17 protein-coding genes are annotated in these 17,750 nt (G+C 68.8%); 5 read left to right on the forward strand and 12 right to left on the reverse strand.

The annotated features are described in order from the left end of the window. Positions 1-3 precede the first annotated feature (3 nt). The 9 genes from prmC to argS all read right to left on the reverse strand — a co-directional run bounded on the left by prmC (position 4) and on the right by argS (position 11,326). Positions 4-828, reverse strand: coding sequence for a peptide chain release factor N(5)-glutamine methyltransferase (gene prmC / locus O1R50_RS17975; protein WP_270111533.1), 825 nt, complete (start codon positions 826-828; stop codon positions 4-6). Next, a complete protein-coding gene (gene prfA / locus O1R50_RS17980; RefSeq protein WP_270111535.1) occupies positions 825-1,910 on the reverse strand; it encodes a peptide chain release factor 1 in 1,086 nt (361 codons plus the stop codon). Before prfA ends, prmC begins: the two co-directional genes overlap by 4 nt. Before the next feature lie 125 nt (positions 1,911-2,035). After that, positions 2,036-2,269: a 50S ribosomal protein L31 gene (gene rpmE, locus O1R50_RS17985; RefSeq protein WP_270111536.1), complete on the reverse strand. Its 234-nt coding sequence runs from the start codon at positions 2,267-2,269 to the stop codon at positions 2,036-2,038. A gap of 166 nt (positions 2,270-2,435) precedes the next feature. Beyond that, complete coding sequence (rho, locus tag O1R50_RS17990) at positions 2,436-4,406, reverse strand: transcription termination factor Rho (RefSeq protein WP_270111538.1); 1,971 nt, start codon at positions 4,404-4,406, stop codon at positions 2,436-2,438. A gap of 572 nt (positions 4,407-4,978) precedes the next feature. After that, positions 4,979-5,881: a homoserine kinase gene (thrB, locus tag O1R50_RS17995; RefSeq protein WP_270111539.1), complete on the reverse strand. Its 903-nt coding sequence runs from the start codon at positions 5,879-5,881 to the stop codon at positions 4,979-4,981. Next, positions 5,882-6,937 carry a threonine synthase gene (gene thrC, locus O1R50_RS18000; protein WP_408612744.1) on the reverse strand — a complete coding sequence of 352 codons (1,056 nt, stop codon included), beginning with the start codon at positions 6,935-6,937 and terminating at the stop codon, positions 5,882-5,884. Between the two features lie 21 nt (positions 6,938-6,958). Next, positions 6,959-8,236, reverse strand: a complete 1,278-nt coding sequence (locus O1R50_RS18005; RefSeq protein ID WP_270111542.1) for a homoserine dehydrogenase — start codon at positions 8,234-8,236, stop codon at positions 6,959-6,961. A gap of 37 nt (positions 8,237-8,273) precedes the next feature. Then, positions 8,274-9,677, reverse strand: a complete 1,404-nt coding sequence (gene lysA, locus O1R50_RS18010) for a diaminopimelate decarboxylase (protein WP_270111543.1) — start codon at positions 9,675-9,677, stop codon at positions 8,274-8,276. Continuing rightward, positions 9,677-11,326 carry an arginine--tRNA ligase gene (gene argS, locus O1R50_RS18015; RefSeq protein ID WP_270111544.1) on the reverse strand — a complete coding sequence of 550 codons (1,650 nt, stop codon included), beginning with the start codon at positions 11,324-11,326 and terminating at the stop codon, positions 9,677-9,679. The genes lysA and argS overlap by 1 nt, the downstream gene beginning before the upstream one ends. A gap of 110 nt (positions 11,327-11,436) precedes the next feature. Between argS and O1R50_RS18020 the strand changes: the two genes are divergently transcribed. From O1R50_RS18020 to O1R50_RS18040, 5 genes are all read left to right on the forward strand, one after another. Then, positions 11,437-12,159 carry a DUF3105 domain-containing protein gene (locus O1R50_RS18020; protein WP_270111545.1) on the forward strand — a complete coding sequence of 241 codons (723 nt, stop codon included), beginning with the start codon at positions 11,437-11,439 and terminating at the stop codon, positions 12,157-12,159. Between the two features lie 151 nt (positions 12,160-12,310). Then, positions 12,311-13,156 carry a DUF3105 domain-containing protein gene (locus tag O1R50_RS18025; protein ID WP_270111546.1) on the forward strand — a complete coding sequence of 282 codons (846 nt, stop codon included), beginning with the start codon at positions 12,311-12,313 and terminating at the stop codon, positions 13,154-13,156. Between the two features lie 88 nt (positions 13,157-13,244). Further along, complete coding sequence (locus tag O1R50_RS18030) at positions 13,245-13,865, forward strand: DUF305 domain-containing protein (RefSeq protein WP_270111547.1); 621 nt, start codon at positions 13,245-13,247, stop codon at positions 13,863-13,865. A 10-nt stretch (positions 13,866-13,875) separates the two neighbouring features. After that, positions 13,876-14,628 (forward strand): hypothetical protein, encoded by a 753-nt coding sequence (locus tag O1R50_RS18035; protein WP_270111548.1) that lies wholly within the window; start codon positions 13,876-13,878, stop codon positions 14,626-14,628. 56 nt (positions 14,629-14,684) lie between these two features. Continuing rightward, entirely contained in the window at positions 14,685-15,029 is a 345-nt protein-coding gene (locus O1R50_RS18040; RefSeq protein WP_270111549.1) for an MmcQ/YjbR family DNA-binding protein, read from the forward strand. A 54-nt stretch (positions 15,030-15,083) separates the two neighbouring features. Here O1R50_RS18040 and O1R50_RS18045 read toward each other — a convergent pair whose 3' ends face one another. The 3 genes from O1R50_RS18045 to cysD all read right to left on the reverse strand — a co-directional run bounded on the left by O1R50_RS18045 (position 15,084) and on the right by cysD (position 17,737). Continuing rightward, positions 15,084-15,323 carry a hypothetical protein gene (locus tag O1R50_RS18045; RefSeq protein ID WP_270111550.1) on the reverse strand — a complete coding sequence of 80 codons (240 nt, stop codon included), beginning with the start codon at positions 15,321-15,323 and terminating at the stop codon, positions 15,084-15,086. Between the two features lie 234 nt (positions 15,324-15,557). Further along, a complete protein-coding gene (locus O1R50_RS18050) occupies positions 15,558-16,835 on the reverse strand; it encodes a sulfate adenylyltransferase subunit 1 (RefSeq protein ID WP_270111551.1) in 1,278 nt (425 codons plus the stop codon). Continuing rightward, complete coding sequence (gene cysD, locus O1R50_RS18055) at positions 16,835-17,737, reverse strand: sulfate adenylyltransferase subunit CysD (protein WP_270111552.1); 903 nt, start codon at positions 17,735-17,737, stop codon at positions 16,835-16,837. Before cysD ends, O1R50_RS18050 begins: the two co-directional genes overlap by 1 nt. Positions 17,738-17,750: the final 13 nt, after the last annotated feature.

Genomic DNA, 17,750 nt, shown 5'->3' on the forward strand with positions numbered 1-17,750 from the left:
CGACTAGCCTAGCCTTCCCGTCGCGAACCTCGGGCGGCCCGCCAGGTCGTCGTGGTCCTCGGTCGCGGTGAAACCGCTGACGCCCAGGATCTCCGGCGCGGCCTTCCCGTGCGTGTCGTCGTGCTCGAAGCCGAACCAGCCTCCCGGCTTGAGCCAGGACGCGGCGCGCACGGCCAGCGGCTGGATCACGGCGAGGCCCGCTTCGGCGGCGTAGACCGCGCCCGACGGGTCGAAATCGACCTCGGGCGCGACCTCGATCGCGAAGGGCACGTACGGCGGATTCGCGGTGACGAGGTCCACGGTCCCGTCGAGTTCGTTCAGCGTCGAGGCCGCGGTCGCGTCGGCCAGGACCGGGGTCGCCCCGGTGCCGTCGAGGTTCGATTCGAGCCATTCGAAGGCGTCAGGGTCGATCTCCACGGCCCACACGGTCGCGTCGGGCCGCTCGGTCGCGATGGCGTGCGCGACCGCGCCGGAACCGGAGCATGCGTCGATCACGATGCCGCCCTTGGGAAGATGCGCGAGCGCCCAATCGACGAGCAGCTCGGTCTCGGGCCGGGGCACGAACACCCCGGGGCCGACCGCGAGCTCGCCGTAGCGGAACGCGGCCGAACCGGTCAGGTGCTGCAGCGGTTCACGGGTGGCGCGGCGCGCGATGAGCGCATCGAACACCGCGAGCTGCGCGGCGGTGGGCGCGTCCGCGATGAGCAGCTGCGCCCGCTTAAGCCCCGAGACGTGAGCGGCCAGCAGCTCGGCGTCGTTCCGCGGGGAATGGACGCCGGCGGATTCGAGCCGCTTCGCCGCCAAGGCGATGGCCTGGGGCCAGATCACTCGGTCCCTCTTGCCATGCGCTCGGCCCGGTCGGCTGCCGCGAGGGCGTCGAGGACCTCGTCGAGCGCGCCGTCCATGACCTGGTCGAGGTTGTAGGCGGTGAAGCCGATCCGGTGGTCGGTCAGCCGGTTCTGCGGGAAGTTGTACGTGCGGATGCGCTCGGAGCGGTCGGCGGTGCGCACCTGCGAGAGGCGGGCGGCACCGGCCGCGGCCGCGGCCTCCTCCTGCTGCTTGGCGAGCAGGCGGGCGCGGAGGACCTTGATCGCCGCTTCCTTGTTCTGCAGCTGGCTCTTCTCGTTCTGGCTGGTCACGACCACGCCCGTGGGCACGTGCGTGAGGCGCACGGCGGAGTCGGTGGTGTTGACCGACTGGCCGCCGGGACCGGAGGAGCGGTAGACGTCGACCCGCACGTCGTTCATGTTCAGCTCGAAGTCGACCTCTTCGGCCTCGGGCATCACCACGACCGCCGCGGCGGAGGTGTGCACCCGGCCCTGCGACTCGGTCACGGGCACGCGCTGCACGCGGTGCACGCCGCCCTCGAACTTCAGCCGCGACCAGACGCCGTTGCCGCCCTCGGGCGTGCCCTTGGTCCGCACGGCGATCGAGGAGTCCTTGATGCCGCCGAGGTCGGTCGGCACCATCTCCAGGGTCTCGACGGCATAGCCCATGCGCTCGAAGTAGCGCAGGTACATGCGCATGAGGTCCCCGGCGAACAGGCCCGACTCCTCGCCGCCCGCGCCGGCCTTGATCTCGATGATCACGTCCTTCGCGTCGTCGGGGTCGCGCGGGACGAGCAGCTCGGCGAGCTTCGACTCGAGTTCGGGGATGCGCTTCTTGATCTGCTCGGCCTCGGTGGCGAAATCCGAGTCCTCCTTGGCGAGCTCCTCGGCGGTCGCGAGGTCGTCCTTCGCGGCCGCGATGTCCTCGGCGGTCTTCGCGATCGGCGACAGCTCGGCGTAGCGGCGGCCGACCCTCCGGGCCTGGGCCTGGTCGGCGTGCAGCGCGGGGTCGCCCATCTGGACTTCCAGGTCGCGGAACTCGGCGAGGAGGGATTCCAGGCGGTTGTCGGCAGCGGTCGTCATTGCGGTTCCTTAAAGAGAGCAGTGCCTAGAAGAGTTTCGGTACGAAAAAAACGCAGCGCCCGCGTCATACGACACGAGCGCTGCAGGGCACATTTACAGCTCGCAAGCTCGCCGAGCCTGCAAAGCTACTTACCGGCCTGGGCAGCCTTCTCCTGGGTCTTGGCGTAGCGGGCCTTGAACTTGGCCACGCGACCGCCGGTGTCGAGGATGCGCTGCTTACCGGTGTAGAACGGGTGGCACTTGTTGCAGGTCGCAGCCTGGATCTTGCCACTGGCCACCGTCGACCGGGTGGTGAAGGCGTTCCCGCAGGAACAGGTCACCTCGGTGACGACGTACTGAGGGTGGATCCCGTCTTTCATGACTTCCCTTTCATGCGGCCGCCGGGTCGGCCGCCGAAGCGGCCGTGAACCGGAACCGGTTAGGGCCCCGAAGGGCTCAGTGGTCAGGGTGCGCGACCTGCGCACCAGCTCTCAATGGTAAGGCGTGAGGCCGCTCTCAACCAGGGCGGCCTCACGTCTCAAGGACTTACTCGCCGGGCGTGTTCTTGACGATCTGCATCAGGAACTCGGCGTTCGTCTGCGTCTTCTTCAACCGGTCGATCAGCAGGTCGATCGCCTGCTGCGGGTCCAGCGAGGACAGGACCCGGCGGAGCTTCAGCATCACTGCCTGCTCCTCGGGGCTCATCATGAGCTCGTCCTTGCGGGTGCTCGACTGGTGGACGTCGATCGCGGGCCACGTGCGCTTCTCGGCGATCTTGCGGTCGAGCTTGAGCTCGGCGTTACCCGTGCCCTTGAACTCTTCGAAGATCACCGTGTCGCCCATGGAGCCGGTCTCGACCAGCGCCGTGCCGATGATGGTCAGCGACCCGCCGTGCTCGATGTTCCGCGCAGCGCCGAGGAAGCGCTTCGGCGGGTACAGCGCCGTCGAGTCGATACCACCGGACAGGATGCGCCCGGAGGCCGGCGACGAGTTGTTGTACGCGCGGCCCAGTCGGGTGATCGAGTCGAGCAGCACGACCACGTCGTGGCCGAGTTCGACCAGGCGCTTGGCGCGCTCGATCGCGAGCTCGGCGACGGTGGTGTGGTCCGACGGCGGGCGGTCGAAGGTCGAGGCGATGACCTCGCCCTTGACCGAGCGCTGCATGTCGGTGACCTCTTCGGGCCGCTCGTCCGCGAGGACCACCATGAGGTGGCACTCGGGGTTGTTCGTGGTGATCGCGTTGGCGATCGCCTGCAGCACCATCGTCTTACCGGCCTTCGGCGGGGAGACGATGAGGGCGCGCTGGCCCTTGCCGATCGGGGCAACGAGGTCTATCACCCTCGTCGTGATCGCGTTCGGCTCGGTCTCCAGGCGCAGGCGCTCCTGCGGGTACAGCGGCGTGAGCTTGTAGAACTCGTCGCGCTTCTTCGCGTCGTCGGGGCTCATCCCGTTGACGGTGTCGAGGCGCACCAGCGGGTTGTACTTCTCGCGGCGCTGCTGCTGCTTGCCGCCCTGGCCGTTCGGCTCCTCGCCGCCACCGCGGCTGGGCTTCACGGCGCCGGTGATGGCGTCGCCGCGGCGCAGCCGGTACTTGCGGACCTGCGACATCGAGACATAGACGTCGTCAGGGCCGGCGAGGTAGCCGGTGGTGCGGATGAACGCGTAGTTGTCGAGGATGTCGAGGATCCCCGCGACGGGCACGAGCTGCTCGTCGTTCTGGACGCTGCCGCCCGCGGTGCCGCGCTCGGGGGCCTCGTCGCGGCCGCCGCGCTGGCGGCGGTCGGAGCGGTCACGGCGCTTGCGGCGGCGGTTGTCGCCCTCGCCGTCGCGCGGGCCGCGGTCGTCGTAGCCGTCGTCCTCGTTCCGGCGCTCGCGGGTCTCGGTGCGGGCCTCGGACTGCTCGGCGCGCTCGGAACGCTCGCTGCGCTCGACACGCTCCGGGCGCTCGTCGCGGCGGCCGTTCTCGCGGCCGCCTTCGCGGCTCTCGCGCCCGCTCTCACGGGAGCGGCGGCGGCGCTGCGGTCGGTCCTCATCGGACTCGATCACGGCGACACTCGATTGGCCTTCGGGCTCAACGGCTTCGGTCTGACGCTCTTCACGGCGGCGCGGCTGCGGAGGACCGGCCGGGCGGGTCGCCCGGCGGGCGGCGGTGCCGCCCTTGGCCTCTGCACTCTCGGAGCCGTTCTCGGCGGGAGCGGCGTCGACTGTGGTCGACGGGGCTTCGGCGATGGGCGTTTGGTCAGAGTCAGGCACTGGCGGGGCCTCCTTTTCCGCGCTGGCACCGCCGGGCTGCGAGCCCGCATCCTGCCGTTCCTGGATGGCGGCGATCAGCTCGCTCTTGCGCATCCGGCCAACGCCGGTGATGCCGAGCGATTGCGCCATCTGCTGGAGCTCGGGCATCAGCATAGAGGCCAGACCGGTTCCTGCCCGACGGCGCTTCTTGGCTTCCGGAATCTCTTCCGAATCCGACGCCTCATCGATCATCCGGTCCGACGTCGTGCCGGTGGTGTCGCTCAATGGATTCCTTCCCTGGCGGAACTTCGAAGTGGATTCGAGGAGTTTCCGCGTCTTTCAAATAGCCGCAATGCCGATGTTCTGGTCTGCGTCCCGCCATCGCTTCGGCCGCTTTCGGTCAAGCTGTGACCTAGGCGGTTGGAAGACGACGGTTGACACTGGGTGCAACACCCCTGGGCTGTCCGCTGAGCAGACGGTCCTGATCGTGGTGAGCAGCCTCTGGGCCTGCGACTGGACAGCTTGCGATGAATGATCGTGCACGTTGAGACACGTGATTCCGATCTCCGCTGATTGCGATCCTCGCCTTTGCGATCCGATCCGGGCGGAGGCCCGGCGCCACAAGCGGACAGCGACTGTTCCTTGGTCGAAACCGTGCCATGCCACGCTAGAGCTATGCAAAGTCACAAATCCATGGTTGAGGGTGATGACCCAAACAAGAGATCAGGCGTGCGCTGGATGCGCCGCAGCTGTTGTGACCACAAGCATAAGCAAGGCTTCGAGCAGTCACGACACCGGGTGGTCGTCTAACTGGAATGGTAGCGCACTCTCGCCATTCGCAACAACGGACCCGAGGATCACTCGTTCGGGGAGGTCGCGACCTGGACGGCACCGTCGGCGACATCCAAGCGCAACGCCTCGAAGCCCGCGGGGGCTTCGGGGACGCGAGCGTCGTCCACCGTCAGGGCGAGCACGGTCGGACCCGCACCGGAGATCGCGGCTGCGATTCCGGCGGAGCGCAATGCCCTCAGCAAATGGGTGCTCTCCGGCATTCCCTTCGCCCGGTACGACTGGTGGAGCCGATCGTCGGTGGCCTCGAAGAGGCGCGAGGGATGATGCGTGATCGCGGCGGCGAGCAGCGCCGACCGGGAGAGGTTGAACACCGCGTCGGTGTGCGGGACCTTCTCGGGAAGGGCCGCGCGGGCGACCGAGGTCAGGCCCTTCGACTGCGGCACGAACACCCACGGGTGGACGCGCGGCGACGGGTCGAGGCTGATGGCCTTCGCACCGTCCTCAGTGGTGTAGGCGATGGTGAAGCCGCCGAGGAGGCACGGGGCCACGTTGTCCGGGTGGCCCTCGATCTCACTGGCCAGGGCCAGTTTCTGCGAGCGGGTCATGCCGGCTCCGGCGAGCGCGTCGGCGAGCATGATGCCCGAGACGATGGCCGCGGAGGAGGAGCCGAGTCCGCGCGCGTGCGGGATCCGGTTGCGGCACTGGACCTTCAGGCCCGGGGCCGAGAGACCGAGGTGCTTGAAGGTGCGAAGCATCGTGGCGGCCACGAGGTGGCGCTCGTCGAGGGGCACGGTGCCCTCGCCTTCGCCCTGGACTTCGACGGTCACGGCGGTGCCGCTCGTGGCCTCCGCGGTGACCTCGTCGCAGAGGTCGAGGGCGAGGCCCAGGGAGTCGAAGCCGGGGCCGAGGTTGGCTGAGGTGGCCGGGACCCGCACGGTGGCGCGCGGCCCGGTCCGGAAGGCCTCCAACTAAAGCCCCAGGGCTTTGGCGGTCATGAGGACGTCGACCGGGACGGTCTGCGGCTGCGGCGCGGTGGAGACGGCCCAGTCGGGGTCCTTGAGGCCGTTGCCGGTGACGGTGCAGACGATCGTCTGTCCTTTATCGACCCATCCGGCTTCGGCCTGCTTGAGGAGCCCCGCGACCGAGGCGGCGGAGCCGAGCTCGACGAAGACGCCCTCGGAGCGGGCGAGCAGCATGTAGGCGGCGTGGATCTCGCGGTCGGTGACGGCGATGATCTTCCCGCCGGACTCCTTCTCGGCGTCCAGCGCCTTGGCCCAGGACGCGGGGTTGCCGATGCGGATCGCCGTGGCGATGGTCTGCGGGTGCTCCACGACGTGGCCGTTGACGATCGGGGCGGCCCCCGCGGCCTGGACGCCGAGCATCCGGGGGCGCTTGGTGGCGTTGCCCTCCTCGGCGTCCTCGGAGTAGCCCATCCAGTAGGCGGAGATGTTCCCGGCGTTGCCCACGGGCAGCACATGCAGGTCGGGGGCGTCACCGAGGACCTGGACGATCTCGAACGCGGCGGTCTTCTGGCCCTGGAGGCGCACCGGGTTGATCGAGTTGACGAGCGCGACCGGGTAGTCCTGGGAGAGCTTGTCGGCGACCATGAGGCAGTCGTCGAAGTTGCCTTCGAGCTGGATCAGCTTCGCGCCGTGGACGAGGGCCTGCGCGAGCTTGCCGAGGGCGATCTTCCCGGCCGGGACGAGCACGGCGCAGGTGATCCCGGCGCGCGCGGCGTACGCGGCGGCCGAAGCGGAGGTGTTGCCGGTGGAGGCGCAGATGACGGCCTTGGAGCCCTCCTCCACGGCCTTCGAGACCGCGAGCGTCATGCCGCGGTCCTTGAAGGAGCCGGTCGGGTTGAGGCCTTCGACCTTGAGGAAGACGTCGCAGCCGGTCCTCGCGGAGAGGACCGGGGCGGGCAGCAGGGGAGTGCCGCCCTCCTGCAGAGTGACGACGGGGGTGGCGTCGGAGACCGGGAGCCGGTCCCGGAACTCTTCGATCAGGCCGCGCCACCCCGGGCGCATGGCGGATGCGGACATGTTGTCCTATTCTCCTTCGACGCGCATGACCGAGGCGACTTGGTGCACCGAGGTCAGTTGCGACAGTTCCTCTACGGTGTCCGACAACTGCTTGTCGGCGGCCGTGTGGGTCACGACCACGAGCCGGGCCTCATCGCCCTGGCCGGATTGGTGGACGGTGGCGAGGCTGACGCCGTGGTGGGCGAAGGTGGCCGCCACGCGCGCGAGCACGCCGGGCTCGTCGACCACGTCGAGGCTGACGTGGTACCTGGTGCGGGCCTCGCCGATGGGTTTCACCGGGAGGTCCTGGTAGGCGGCCTCGGGCGGGAAGGCGGTGATCCCGCCGCGCTTGTTGCGCGCCACGGCCACGATATCGCCGAGCACCGCCGAAGCGGTCTCGGTGCCGCCCGCTCCCGCTCCGTAGAACATGAGCCGGCCGGCGGACTCGGCCTCGACGAACACCGCGTTGTACGCGCCGTTGACGTTCGCGAGCGGATGGGTCGCCGGGATCATCGCCGGGTGGACGCGCACGGACACGCCGTCGGCCTCCCGGGTGGCGATGCAAAGGGGCTTCACGACGCGGCCCTGGGCGGCGGCCGACGCGATGTCCGCGGCGGAGACGTCCCGGATGCCCTCGCGGTAGACCTCGCCCAGGTCGATGTGGGTGTGGAACGCGAGCGAGGCGATGAGCGCGGCCTTCGCGGCGGCGTCGTAGTTGTCGACGTCGGCGGTCGGGTCGGCCTCGGCGTACCCCAGCTCGGTGGCCTCGCTCAGGGCCTCCTCGAACGCGGCGCCGGTCTGCGACATCTGGCTGAGGATGTAGTTCGTGGTGCCGTTGACGATCCCGAGCACGCGGTTGATCGTGTCGCCGTGCAGCGACTCGCGCAGCGGGCGCATCAGCGGGATCGCGGCAGCGGCGGCGGCCTCGTAGTACAGGTCCGCGCCGCCCGCCTTCGCGGCGGCCGACAGGGCCGGGCCGTCCTCGGCGAGCAGTGCCTTGTTCGCGGTCACGACCGACTTGCCCTCGGCCAGCGCGGTGGTGATCCAGGTGCGGGCGGGCTCGATGCCTCCGGCGACCTCGACCACGATGTCCACGTCAGGGCGCTTGACGAGGCCGAGCGCGTCGGTGGTGAAGAGTTCCTTCGGGACGGGCAGGTGCGAGCGGTCGCGGTCGAGGCGGCGCACCGCGATCCCGACGATTTCGACCGGCTCGCCCACCCGGGACGCCAGCTCCTCCCCGCGCGTTCGCATGAGGCGCACGACTTCACTGCCGACGTTGCCGCATCCGAGTAGCGCGAGTTTCATCGCTGGTGTTCCTCTTCCTTGTGGTTTGGAGCCGTGTCTAGCCGACGTCGAGCCGGAGCAGGTCGTCGACGGTCTCACGCGCCAGGATCACACGGGCCTCGCCGTTCCGGACGGCTACGACCGGAGGGCGGGGCACGTGGTTGTAGTTCGAGCCCATGGAGCGGCAGTAGGCGCCGGTTCCCGGGACCGCGATCAGGTCGCCCGGCACGACGTCGGCCGGGAGGAACTCATCTTTAACAACAATGTCGCCCGCTTCGCAATGCTTTCCCACTACTCGGGCCAGCGCGGGCGTGGCGCTGGACGAGCGCGAGGCGAGCGTCGCCGAGTAGGTGGCGTCGTAGAGCGCGGTGCGGATGTTGTCGCTGATGCCGCCGTCGACCGAGACGTAGAGGCGCGCGGCGTCCCCGGCGAGGGTGACGGGCTTGACGGTGCCGACCTCGTAGAGGGTGAACATGGTGGGGCCGATGAGGCTGCGCCCGGGTTCGATGGAGAGGCGCGGGACGTCGATGCCCGCGGCGGTGCATTCCTCGTCGACGATCTTGCGCAGGGACGCGGCGATGTCCGCGGGCGGCTGCGGGTCGTCCTGGCTGGTGTAGGCCATGCCGAAGCCGCCGCCGAGGTCCATCTCCGGGATCTGGACGCCGAAGTCGGTCTGGAGCTTCGCGTGGAGGCGGGCGACGCGGGCGGCGGAGATCTCGAACGCGGCGGTGTCGAAGATCTGGGAGCCGATGTGCGAGTGCAGGCCGAGGAGTTCGAGGTGCTCGGCGGCGATGACGCGGCGGGCTGCCTCGTAGGCGGCGCCTCCGGCGAGGGAGAAGCCGAACTTCTGGTCCTCGTGGGCGGTCGCGATGAACTCGTGCGTGTGGGCTTCGACGCCGACGTTGACGCGGATCATCACGTTGGGGCGCCTGCCGAGTTCGGCGGCGATGGCTTCGATGCGTTCGATCTCGGTGAAGGAGTCGGCGACGATGCGGCCGACGCCGATCTCGACGGCCTGGCGCAGTTCGGCGAGCGACTTGTTGTTGCCGTGGAGGCCGAGCCGGGCGGGGTCGAGCCCGGCGGCGAGCGCGATGGCGAGTTCGCCGGCGGTGCAGACGTCGACGAAGAGGCCTTCTTCGGAGGCGGCGCGGAGCACGGCCTTGGAGCAGAAGGCCTTGGAGGCGTAGAAGACGTCGGCGCCTTCGAAGGCCTCGGTCCAGGCGCGGCAGCGGGCCCGGAAGTCGTCCTCGTCGAAGATGTACGCGGGCGTGCCGAACTCGGCGGCGAGCTGCTCGACGGAGAGGCCGCCGATGTGGAGGACGCCGTCGTCGGCGCGTTCCACGTTCGAGGCCCACAGCTGCGGCAGGAGCGTGTTGACGTCCTTGGGCACGCCGAGCCAGCCGGGGCGCAGCGCGGAGTAGTCGAAGTCGCCGTGCAGTGCGCCGGCTTCGTGGGTCCGCATTACATCCGCTCCGGGGCCGAGACGCCGAGCAGGCCGAGCGCGTTGGCGAGGACGACGCGGGTGGCGTCGACGACCCAGAGGCGGGCCTGGTTGACCGGGGTGGTCTCCTCGTCGGGGAAGGGCAGGACGCGGCAGTCGTGCTGGAAGCGGTGGTAGGCAGCGGCGAGCTCTTCGGCGTACCGGGCGACCCGGTGGGGCTCGCGCAGCTCGGCGGCGGTGGCGACCACGGCCGGGAACTCGGCGAGGGCCTTGAGCAGGTCCGATTCGCGCGGGTGGGTGAGGAGGGCGGCGTCGTAGGACTCGCCCTTCTCCACGCCGCGCTCGACGGCGTTGCGCAGCACGCCGGAGGTCCGGGCGTGCGCGTACTGCACGTAGTAGACCGGGTTCTCGTTGCCGTGCTTGGTCCACAGATCGATGTCGAGGTCGATCGTCGAGTCGGCCGAGTACCGGGTGAGCGCATACCGGGCCGCGTCGACGCCGACGGCCTCGACCACGTCGTTCAGGGTGATCATGTTCCCGGCCCGCTTCGAGAGCCGGATCGGCTCGCCGTTCTTGAGCAGGTTCACGAACTGGCCGATCAGGATCTCGAGGGTCCCCGGCTCGTCGCCGAACGCCTGGCTGATCGCCTGCATACGGCCGACGTAGCCGTGGTGGTCGGCGCCGAGCATGAGCACGAGCTTCTCGAAGCCGCGTTCGCGCTTGTCGAGGTAGTAGGCGCAGTCGGAGGCGAAGTAGGTCCAGCCGCCCTTGGAGTTCTTGAGGACCCGGTCCTTGTCGTCACCGAACTCGGTGGTGCGCAGCCAGAGCGCGCCATCGGCCTCGAAGACGTGACCGAGTTCGGTCAGCCGATCGACGGCCTTGTCGAGTTCGCCGCGCTCATGCAGGCCCTTCTCGCTGAAGAACACGTCGAAGTGCGTGCCGAAATCGGCCAGGGTTCCCTTGATCTCCTCGAGCATCAGCTCGAGTCCGACCGAACGGAACACATCGAGCGGGTTCTCGGCGCTGAGCGCGTCGGGGCGGCGCTTGAGCACATCCGCCGCGATGTCGTCGATGTAGGCGCCGACATAGCCGTTCTCCGGAGTCGGCTCGCCCTTGGCGCGGGCCAGCAGCGAACCGGCGAAGTGCTCGATCTGGGCGCCCGCGTCGTTGACGTAGTACTCGGCGGTGAGCTTCGCGCCGGAGGCGCGCATGACCCGCGCGAGCGAGTCGCCCATGGCCGCCCAGCGGGTGCCGCCCGCGTGGATCGGACCGGTCGGGTTCGCTGACACGAACTCGAGGTTGGCGAACACGCCTTCCATGGAGTTGTTGGTGCCGTACGCGGATCCGGCGGCGACGATCTTCCCGGCGATCTCCCCCGCGGCGGCCGCGTCCAGGGTGATGTTGAGGAAGCCGGGCCCGGCGATGTCGACCTTGGCGACACCGGCGTGGGCGGCGAGGTTCTCGGCGATCTTCTCCGCGAGCGCGCGCGGGTTCGTGCCGGCCTTCTTGGCGGTCTGCAGCGCGATGTTGGAGGCGTAGTCGCCGTGCTTGGGGTCCCTGGGTCGCTCTACCGCCGTCTGGGTGGGCAGTACGGCAGCGTCGAGGCCAAGGGTCTCGAACGCGGTGCGCGTAGCGGACAGCACTTTCTCTGCGAGCGTCTCAGGAGTCACCCGGTAATCGTAGACGCCGCGCTTCGCGGCCCGCGAGTGATAAACGCCCTTGTGGCGCCCACGGCGTCGCTTGCAAGCCGTACATGTGCGCTGCCCGGTAGGTTGCTTCTGTGCAACCACGACGGAAGGCCTCGAACATGCGCCCGCTTCGCAACCGCTGGACCGCCCTCGCCGCCGCTCTCGCGCTCAGCGCGCTCGCCGGATGCACCGCTGCGGAGGGAGGGAACGCCGGGGACGACTCGTCCGCGGCCGATCCGACCACCGCGGTCGCGCAGGCCGAGATGGAAGGCGTCGAGAGCTTCTACGGCGAGTACGGCGACTACGTCACGGTGACGACGGCGATCCAGAACGGAGAGGCCACGGCCGAGGACCTCGAATACCCGTTCGTGGCGCAGCAGGAGCACCTGGACACGCTGAACACCTGGGACGGCCAGAATCCCGTGTACGAGCTGCGCCCGCCCGCGGGCGGGAACCACCTGTCCGCGTGGCAGATGTGCACCGGCTCGGTGTACGACGGGCCGATCGCGGACGGCAACGCGGTCCACTCGATGGAGCACGGCGCGGTGTGGCTGACGTACGACCCGGAACTGGTCGAGCAGGCCGACATCGACGCGCTGGCGCTGCTGATCAGCGCCCGCGACTACAGCCTGATGAGCCCGTACCCGGGCCAGGGGGTCGCGGTCTCGCTGCAGTCGTGGGGGAACCGGTACCAGACCGAGGACCCGTCCGATCCGAAGATCGGCGAGTACCTGGACACGTACGTCCTGAACGAGCGCTTCAACCCGGAGCCGAACGCGACCTGCGCGGGCGGTGTGACGGCGACCGCGTCCTAGGCGGGTCGCCTTTGCCGGTTTCGGGGCGCGCTCTAAAGGAGTGTCCTGGACCGACCAGGTAAGGTGGCGTACGCGAGTGGATTTCATGCCGGGCCCTCCCGGTGCCGCTCCGGCTCATCCCGACCTCGACGAATAAGGCTCTCCCCGCGATATGGCATCGAAGAAGCAGACCGCCAGCAAGGGCTCCGGCAAGAGCACCGGCAAAGGCGCAGTCGTTGAAAAAGGCCCGGCCGGCAAGAAAGACGCAGGCACGGGCGACAGCAAGGGCCTGAGCAAGTCCTCGGCGCCCGCCGCCCCCCGGAAGGGCCGCGCCGTCCAGGTCAAGCAGCCGAAGCCTTGGGGCCTCATCCTGACGTTCACGGGCGTCGGCGTCGTCGCGCTCGGCCTGATCGGGGCCGCCGTGTTCGTCGTCTGGGACCGGAGCCAGCCGCCGTCGGGCGTCACCGACTTCTACGGCGAGTACTCGAACTACTCCGAGGTCACCGAGGCGCTCCAGGACGGTGACATCAAGGAGGACGACCTCGAGAACCCCTGGGTCGTCCAGCAGACCCACATCGACGGCGAGGACCCGGCCGCGGTCCCCGAGTACGAGATCACCCCGCCCGCCGGCGGCGACCACCTCTCGCAGTGGCAGACCTGCACCGGCTCGGTCTACGACGCGCAGATCATGGACGGCAACGCCGTCCACTCCCTCGAGCACGGCGCGGTCTGGCTGACCTACGACCCGGCGCTCGTCGACGGCGACGGCATCGCGCAGCTCGCCTCGAAGGTCGAAGGCCGCGACTTCTCGTTCATGAGCCCGTACCCCGAGATGGGCATCGAGGTCTCGGTCCAGGCCTGGGGCGTGCAGTACAAGACCGACGACATCAACGACCCGAAGATCGACGAGTTCATGGACTTCTACATCCAGAACGGCGACAACGCGGCCGAACCGGGAGCCCAGTGCGCCAACGGTCTGACCACGACCACCGCCGACCAGCAGATGCCCACCGGCTGACGCACGCGAACTTTTCGAGCCGACGCTCGTTAGGCAAGTGAGACACGGGCGCTCCCGATCGGGAGCGCCCGTCAAGAGAGGACGACGAATGAGCCGCTTGTGGCGCAGGCCCGCAGTGCTGATCGCGATCACCGCGGTGCTCATGCTCGCCGCGGGCCTCGCGGTCGGCTGGGTGGCGGGCACCTCCGCCCCCGGCAACGACTCGGTCGAGGCCGGGTTCGCACGCGACATGCAGACGCACCACCAGCAGGCCGTCGAGATGGCCATGTACGAGTGGCAGAACGGCTCCGACCCGGCGATGACCACGGTCGCCTACGACATCGCCACGACGCAGAGCACCGAGATCGGCATGTACCGCACGTGGCTGCGCGACTGGGGCGTCCAGCTCTCCTCGGGCGAGCCGATGGCGTGGGCGGGCGACGAGCACGCGCACGACAGCGAGGACACCGGCGGGCTCATGCCGGGCATGGCCACTGACGAGCAGATGGCCGAGTTCAAGACCCTCACGGGCGCCGAAGCGGACGTCATGTTCGCCGACCTGATGATCGCCCACCACATCGGCGGCGTCGACATGGCCAAGGCCGCGCTTGAGCGCACCGACAACGAACTCGTGGCCACCGCCGCCCGGCGCACCATCAGCAACCAGCAGGCCGAGATCGAGAACCTCGAGAACCACCGCGACAACATCCTGAACGCCGTCGAAGAGTAGGGATACCGCTGTGAGCCAGGACCAGTGGGGACCTCGATACGGCGACCCGGCGCACCCGACCACGGGGGAACTCCCCCGGGTCGGCGATGGCCGCACGGACGAGCAGCGCACCATCCAGGTCGACACCGTCGCCGATGCGCCGCCCCGCAGCGAGTCGCGCTCGCGATACCGCTACAGCTGGGAGACCTCCGCGCCGCGTGAGTCGGAGACGTCCGGCGGCTTCTCGCAGCCGCGCCAAGGATTCTCCGAACCCCGTTACGACGCTTCGGAACCGCAGGGCCAATCGCAGCCGCGCGGCGAAGGCTCGGCCCCCGAGTCAGGCTTCATCAACTGGTCGGTGCCCCGCGTCGGCCGCGAAAGCTCGGCCTCCGGCCTCACCGGTGAGCACTCCCGCCCCAGCCTCAGCGGCTACCGCCCCGGCGACACCGCCCAGTTCGCCCGCGTCGGCGACGGCGTGCGCGGCTCTGTCGGCCCGGTCTCCGTGCAGGTCGATCACGTCCGCATCGACAACGGCGTCAACGGCGACACGCAGCTCCTCGACATCGCCAACTTCAGGCGCCCGCAGCCGGCCGACATTCCGCCCGCCGAGCAAGCGCCGCAACCGGAACCGGGCACCGGCTCCATGCCCGCCATGCGCCACCAGATCGGCCCCGACTGGACCCAGACCCCGCTGCGCCTCCTCGCCGCGGCCGTCGTCGCCACCGCCGTCCTCGGCGCCTCCGCCGCCAGCCTCATCATGATCGGCAACTGGATCAACCCCTGAGATTTCCCCCGATGTCGCACCCGTGCGGGACAATCGTGACGACGAAAGGGGCCGAAATGCCGACCTGGGACGACGTAGTGGCCATCGCGACCCGCCTGCCCGAAGTCGAAGTAACGACCAGCTGGCAGACCCCCTCCCTCAAGGTCAAGGGCAAGTTCTTCGCCCGCCTCCGCACCGAGGCCGAAGGCGGCCTCGCGATCGTCTGCGAACCCGGCGAGAAGGCCGCCCTCCTCGCCTCAGCGGACCCGGCCTTCTACACCACGCCGCACTACGATGGCTACGCCATGATCCTCGTCGACCTCGAGCGCATCGACGAGCAGCGCCTCACTGAGATGATCGAGGACGCCTGGCACCTCAAAGCCCCGGTCAGAGTCCGCAAAGCCTACGAACAGCAGCAATGAGAAAAGGCCCGAGCCGCAAAGCGGCTCGGGCCAGTCAACGTCAACGGCGCACGCTCAGTCGAAGATCTCCTCAACCCGGGAAGCGCTGAAAGCGCTGGTGAACCAGCGGTCCGCCTCTTCCGGATCGGTGCAGGCCAGTATCCGCTCGCGTTCCGCATCCCGCACCTCGAGGCCCCTCATTTCAAGCAGCTCGAGCACCGACTTGGCCCGGCCGCGTGCCTCGCCGCGTGCCTCGCCCTTGAGCTCAAGCTGACCGGCATAGCTCTCGCGGTACTCCTGATACGTCATGCTCATGTGGTCCTCCAGAATCTCGCAGGCGGGTATTGCTCGGGGCGGCCGACCCTGAAACGGCCGGATAGGGATCTCATGCGAATGGGTGACCATGACATGAAACGGTATTGGAGCTCACCACGCGATTCGTGTTTCGACACTCCAAGATGAATCCGCATCGATGTGACCGCTGACACCTAGCGACACAACGAATCCGGGCCTGGCCGCGAACGGCCAGGCCCGGATTCGTTGTGTCGCTTAGACGATGATGCCGGCGCCAACAGTCCGGTTGTCGGCTTCGTCGATGATGATGAAGCCGCCGGTGGCGCGGTTGCGGCGGTAGTCGTCGCACAGGAGCGGCTTGGTCGTGCGGAGCGTGACGCGGCCGATCTCGTTGAGCTTCAACTCGGTGGCGGACTCGTCGCGGTGGAGCGTGTTGATGTCCAGCTGGTACTGCACGTCCTTGACGATGGCGCGCACGTCAGAAGTGGTGTGCTTGACTGCGTACTTGCCGCGCAGTTTGAGCGGGCGGGCCTCGTCCATCCAGCAGACCATCGCCTCGATGTCCTGCGAGACCCGGGCCTGGTTGCCCGGGCGGCACAGCATGTCGCCGCGGGAGACGTCGAGCTCGTCCTCAAGACGAACGGTGACGCTCAAGGGCGGGAAGGCCTCGTCCAGCGGCCCGTCGGCGGTCTCGATCGAGGCGATGCGGGACGTGAAGCCGCTGGGCAGCACCATGACCTCGTCGCCGGGCTTCATGACGCCGGAGGCGATCTGGCCCGCATAACCGCGGAAGTCGTGGTTGTCGTTGGAGTGCGGCCGGATCACGTGCTGGACCGGGAAGCGCACGTCCACGAGGTTGCGGTCCGAGGCGATGTGGACCTTCTCCAGGTGGTGGAGCAGGCTCGGGCCCTGGAACCAGGGCATGTTCTCGGAGCGGTTGACCACGTTGTCGCCCTTGAGGGCGGACACCGGGATCACCGTCAGGTCCGGCACCTCGAGCTTGGTGGCGAAGGCCGCGAACTCGTTCTCGATCTTCTTGAAGACGGCCTCGTCGTAGTCGACCAGGTCCATCTTGTTGACGCACAGGACGATGTGCGGCACGCGCAGCAGCGAGCACAGGAACGCGTGGCGGCGGGACTGCTCCACGAGGCCCTTGCGGGCGTCGACCAGGATCAGCGCGAGGTCGGCGGTCGAGGCGCCGGTGACCATGTTGCGGGTGTACTGGATGTGGCCGGGCGTGTCCGCGATGATGAACTTGCGCTCGGGCGTGGAGAAGTAGCGGTACGCGACGTCGATGGTGATGCCCTGCTCGCGTTCCGAGCGGAGCCCGTCGGTGAGCAGCGCGAGGTCGGTGTACTCGTCACCGCGACCGGCGCTGACGGCCTCGACGGCGTCCCACTGATCGTCGAAGAGCGCCTTCGAGTCGAACAGAAGGCGGCCGATGAGGGTCGACTTGCCGTCGTCCACCGAACCGGCCGTGGCGAAGCGCAGCAGCTCGTGCGTGTCCTCGCGGGAGGTCAAGGTGTCCGTCATTAGAAGTAGCCTTCCCGTTTCCGGTCTTCCATCGCGGCCTCGGAGGTCTTGTCGTCGCCGCGGGTCGCGCCGCGCTCGGTGATGCGGGTGACCTCGACTTCGGCGATGATCTCGTCGATCGTGGTCGCCTCCGAGCGCACGCCGGCGGTCAGGTTCGCGTCGCCGACGGTGCGGTAGCGGATCTTCTCGTAGAAGACCTCCTCGCCCTCGCGCGGCTTGATGAACTCGTTGACGGCGTAGAGCATGCCGCCGCGGTCCACGACCTGGCGCTCGGCGGAGAAGTACACCTCGGGAAGCGGGATGTCCTCGGAGCCGATGTAGCGCCAGACGTCGAGCTCGGTCCAGTTCGACAGCGGGAACACGCGGATCTGCTCGCCCGGGTGGACCCGGCCGTTGTACAGGTTCCACAGCTCGGGGCGCTGGTTCTTGGGGTCCCACTGGCCGAAGTCGTCGCGGAAGGAGAACACGCGCTCCTTGGCGCGGGCCTTCTCCTCGTCGCGGCGGGCGCCGCCGAAGAGGGCGTCGAACTGGTACTTCTCGGCGGCTTCCAGGAGCACGGGGGTCTGGATGCGGTTGCGGGTGCCGTCCGGCGGTTCGACGACCATGCCGCGGTCGATCGCGTCCTGGACGGAGGCGACGATGAGCTGGACGCCGGCCTCGGCCACGCGGCGGTCGCGGTAGTCGATGACCTCGGCGAAGTTCTGGCCGGTGTCGACGTGCATGACCGGGAACGGGATCGGCGCGGGCGCGAAGGCCTTCTGCGCCAGGTGCAGCATGACGATGGAGTCCTTGCCGCCGGAGAAGAGCAGCACGGGTCGCTGACAGGTGGCCGCGACCTCACGGAAGATGAAGATCGCCTCGGCCTCCAGCGCGGCGATGTGGCTGATGCGGTAGTCGCTCACCGGCGCAATGCTC

This window comes from Glycomyces luteolus (assembly GCF_027622875.1).
GTDB classification, from domain to species: Bacteria; Actinomycetota; Actinomycetes; order Mycobacteriales; family Micromonosporaceae; genus Glycomyces; species Glycomyces luteolus.

What these genes read in the sequence shown, in the direction of transcription:
- O1R50_RS18025 (WP_270111546.1), top strand. Translation starts at nt 12,311, where the DNA reads ATGGCATCGAAGAAGCAGACCGCCAGCAAGGGCTCCGGCAAGAGCACC.
- thrC (WP_408612744.1), bottom strand. Translation starts at nt 6,937, where the DNA reads ATGCGCCCGGGGTGGCGCGGCCTGATCGAAGAGTTCCGGGACCGGCTC.
- O1R50_RS18040 (WP_270111549.1), top strand. Translation starts at nt 14,685, where the DNA reads ATGCCGACCTGGGACGACGTAGTGGCCATCGCGACCCGCCTGCCCGAA.
- prfA (WP_270111535.1), bottom strand. Translation starts at nt 1,910, where the DNA reads ATGACGACCGCTGCCGACAACCGCCTGGAATCCCTCCTCGCCGAGTTC.
- O1R50_RS18005 (WP_270111542.1), bottom strand. Translation starts at nt 8,236, where the DNA reads ATGAAACTCGCGCTACTCGGATGCGGCAACGTCGGCAGTGAAGTCGTG.
- lysA (WP_270111543.1), bottom strand. Translation starts at nt 9,677, where the DNA reads ATGCGGACCCACGAAGCCGGCGCACTGCACGGCGACTTCGACTACTCC.
- rpmE (WP_270111536.1), bottom strand. Translation starts at nt 2,269, where the DNA reads ATGAAAGACGGGATCCACCCTCAGTACGTCGTCACCGAGGTGACCTGT.
- O1R50_RS18050 (WP_270111551.1), bottom strand. Translation starts at nt 16,835, where the DNA reads ATGACGGACACCTTGACCTCCCGCGAGGACACGCACGAGCTGCTGCGC.
- O1R50_RS18030 (WP_270111547.1), top strand. Translation starts at nt 13,245, where the DNA reads ATGAGCCGCTTGTGGCGCAGGCCCGCAGTGCTGATCGCGATCACCGCG.
- O1R50_RS18045 (WP_270111550.1), bottom strand. Translation starts at nt 15,323, where the DNA reads ATGAGCATGACGTATCAGGAGTACCGCGAGAGCTATGCCGGTCAGCTT.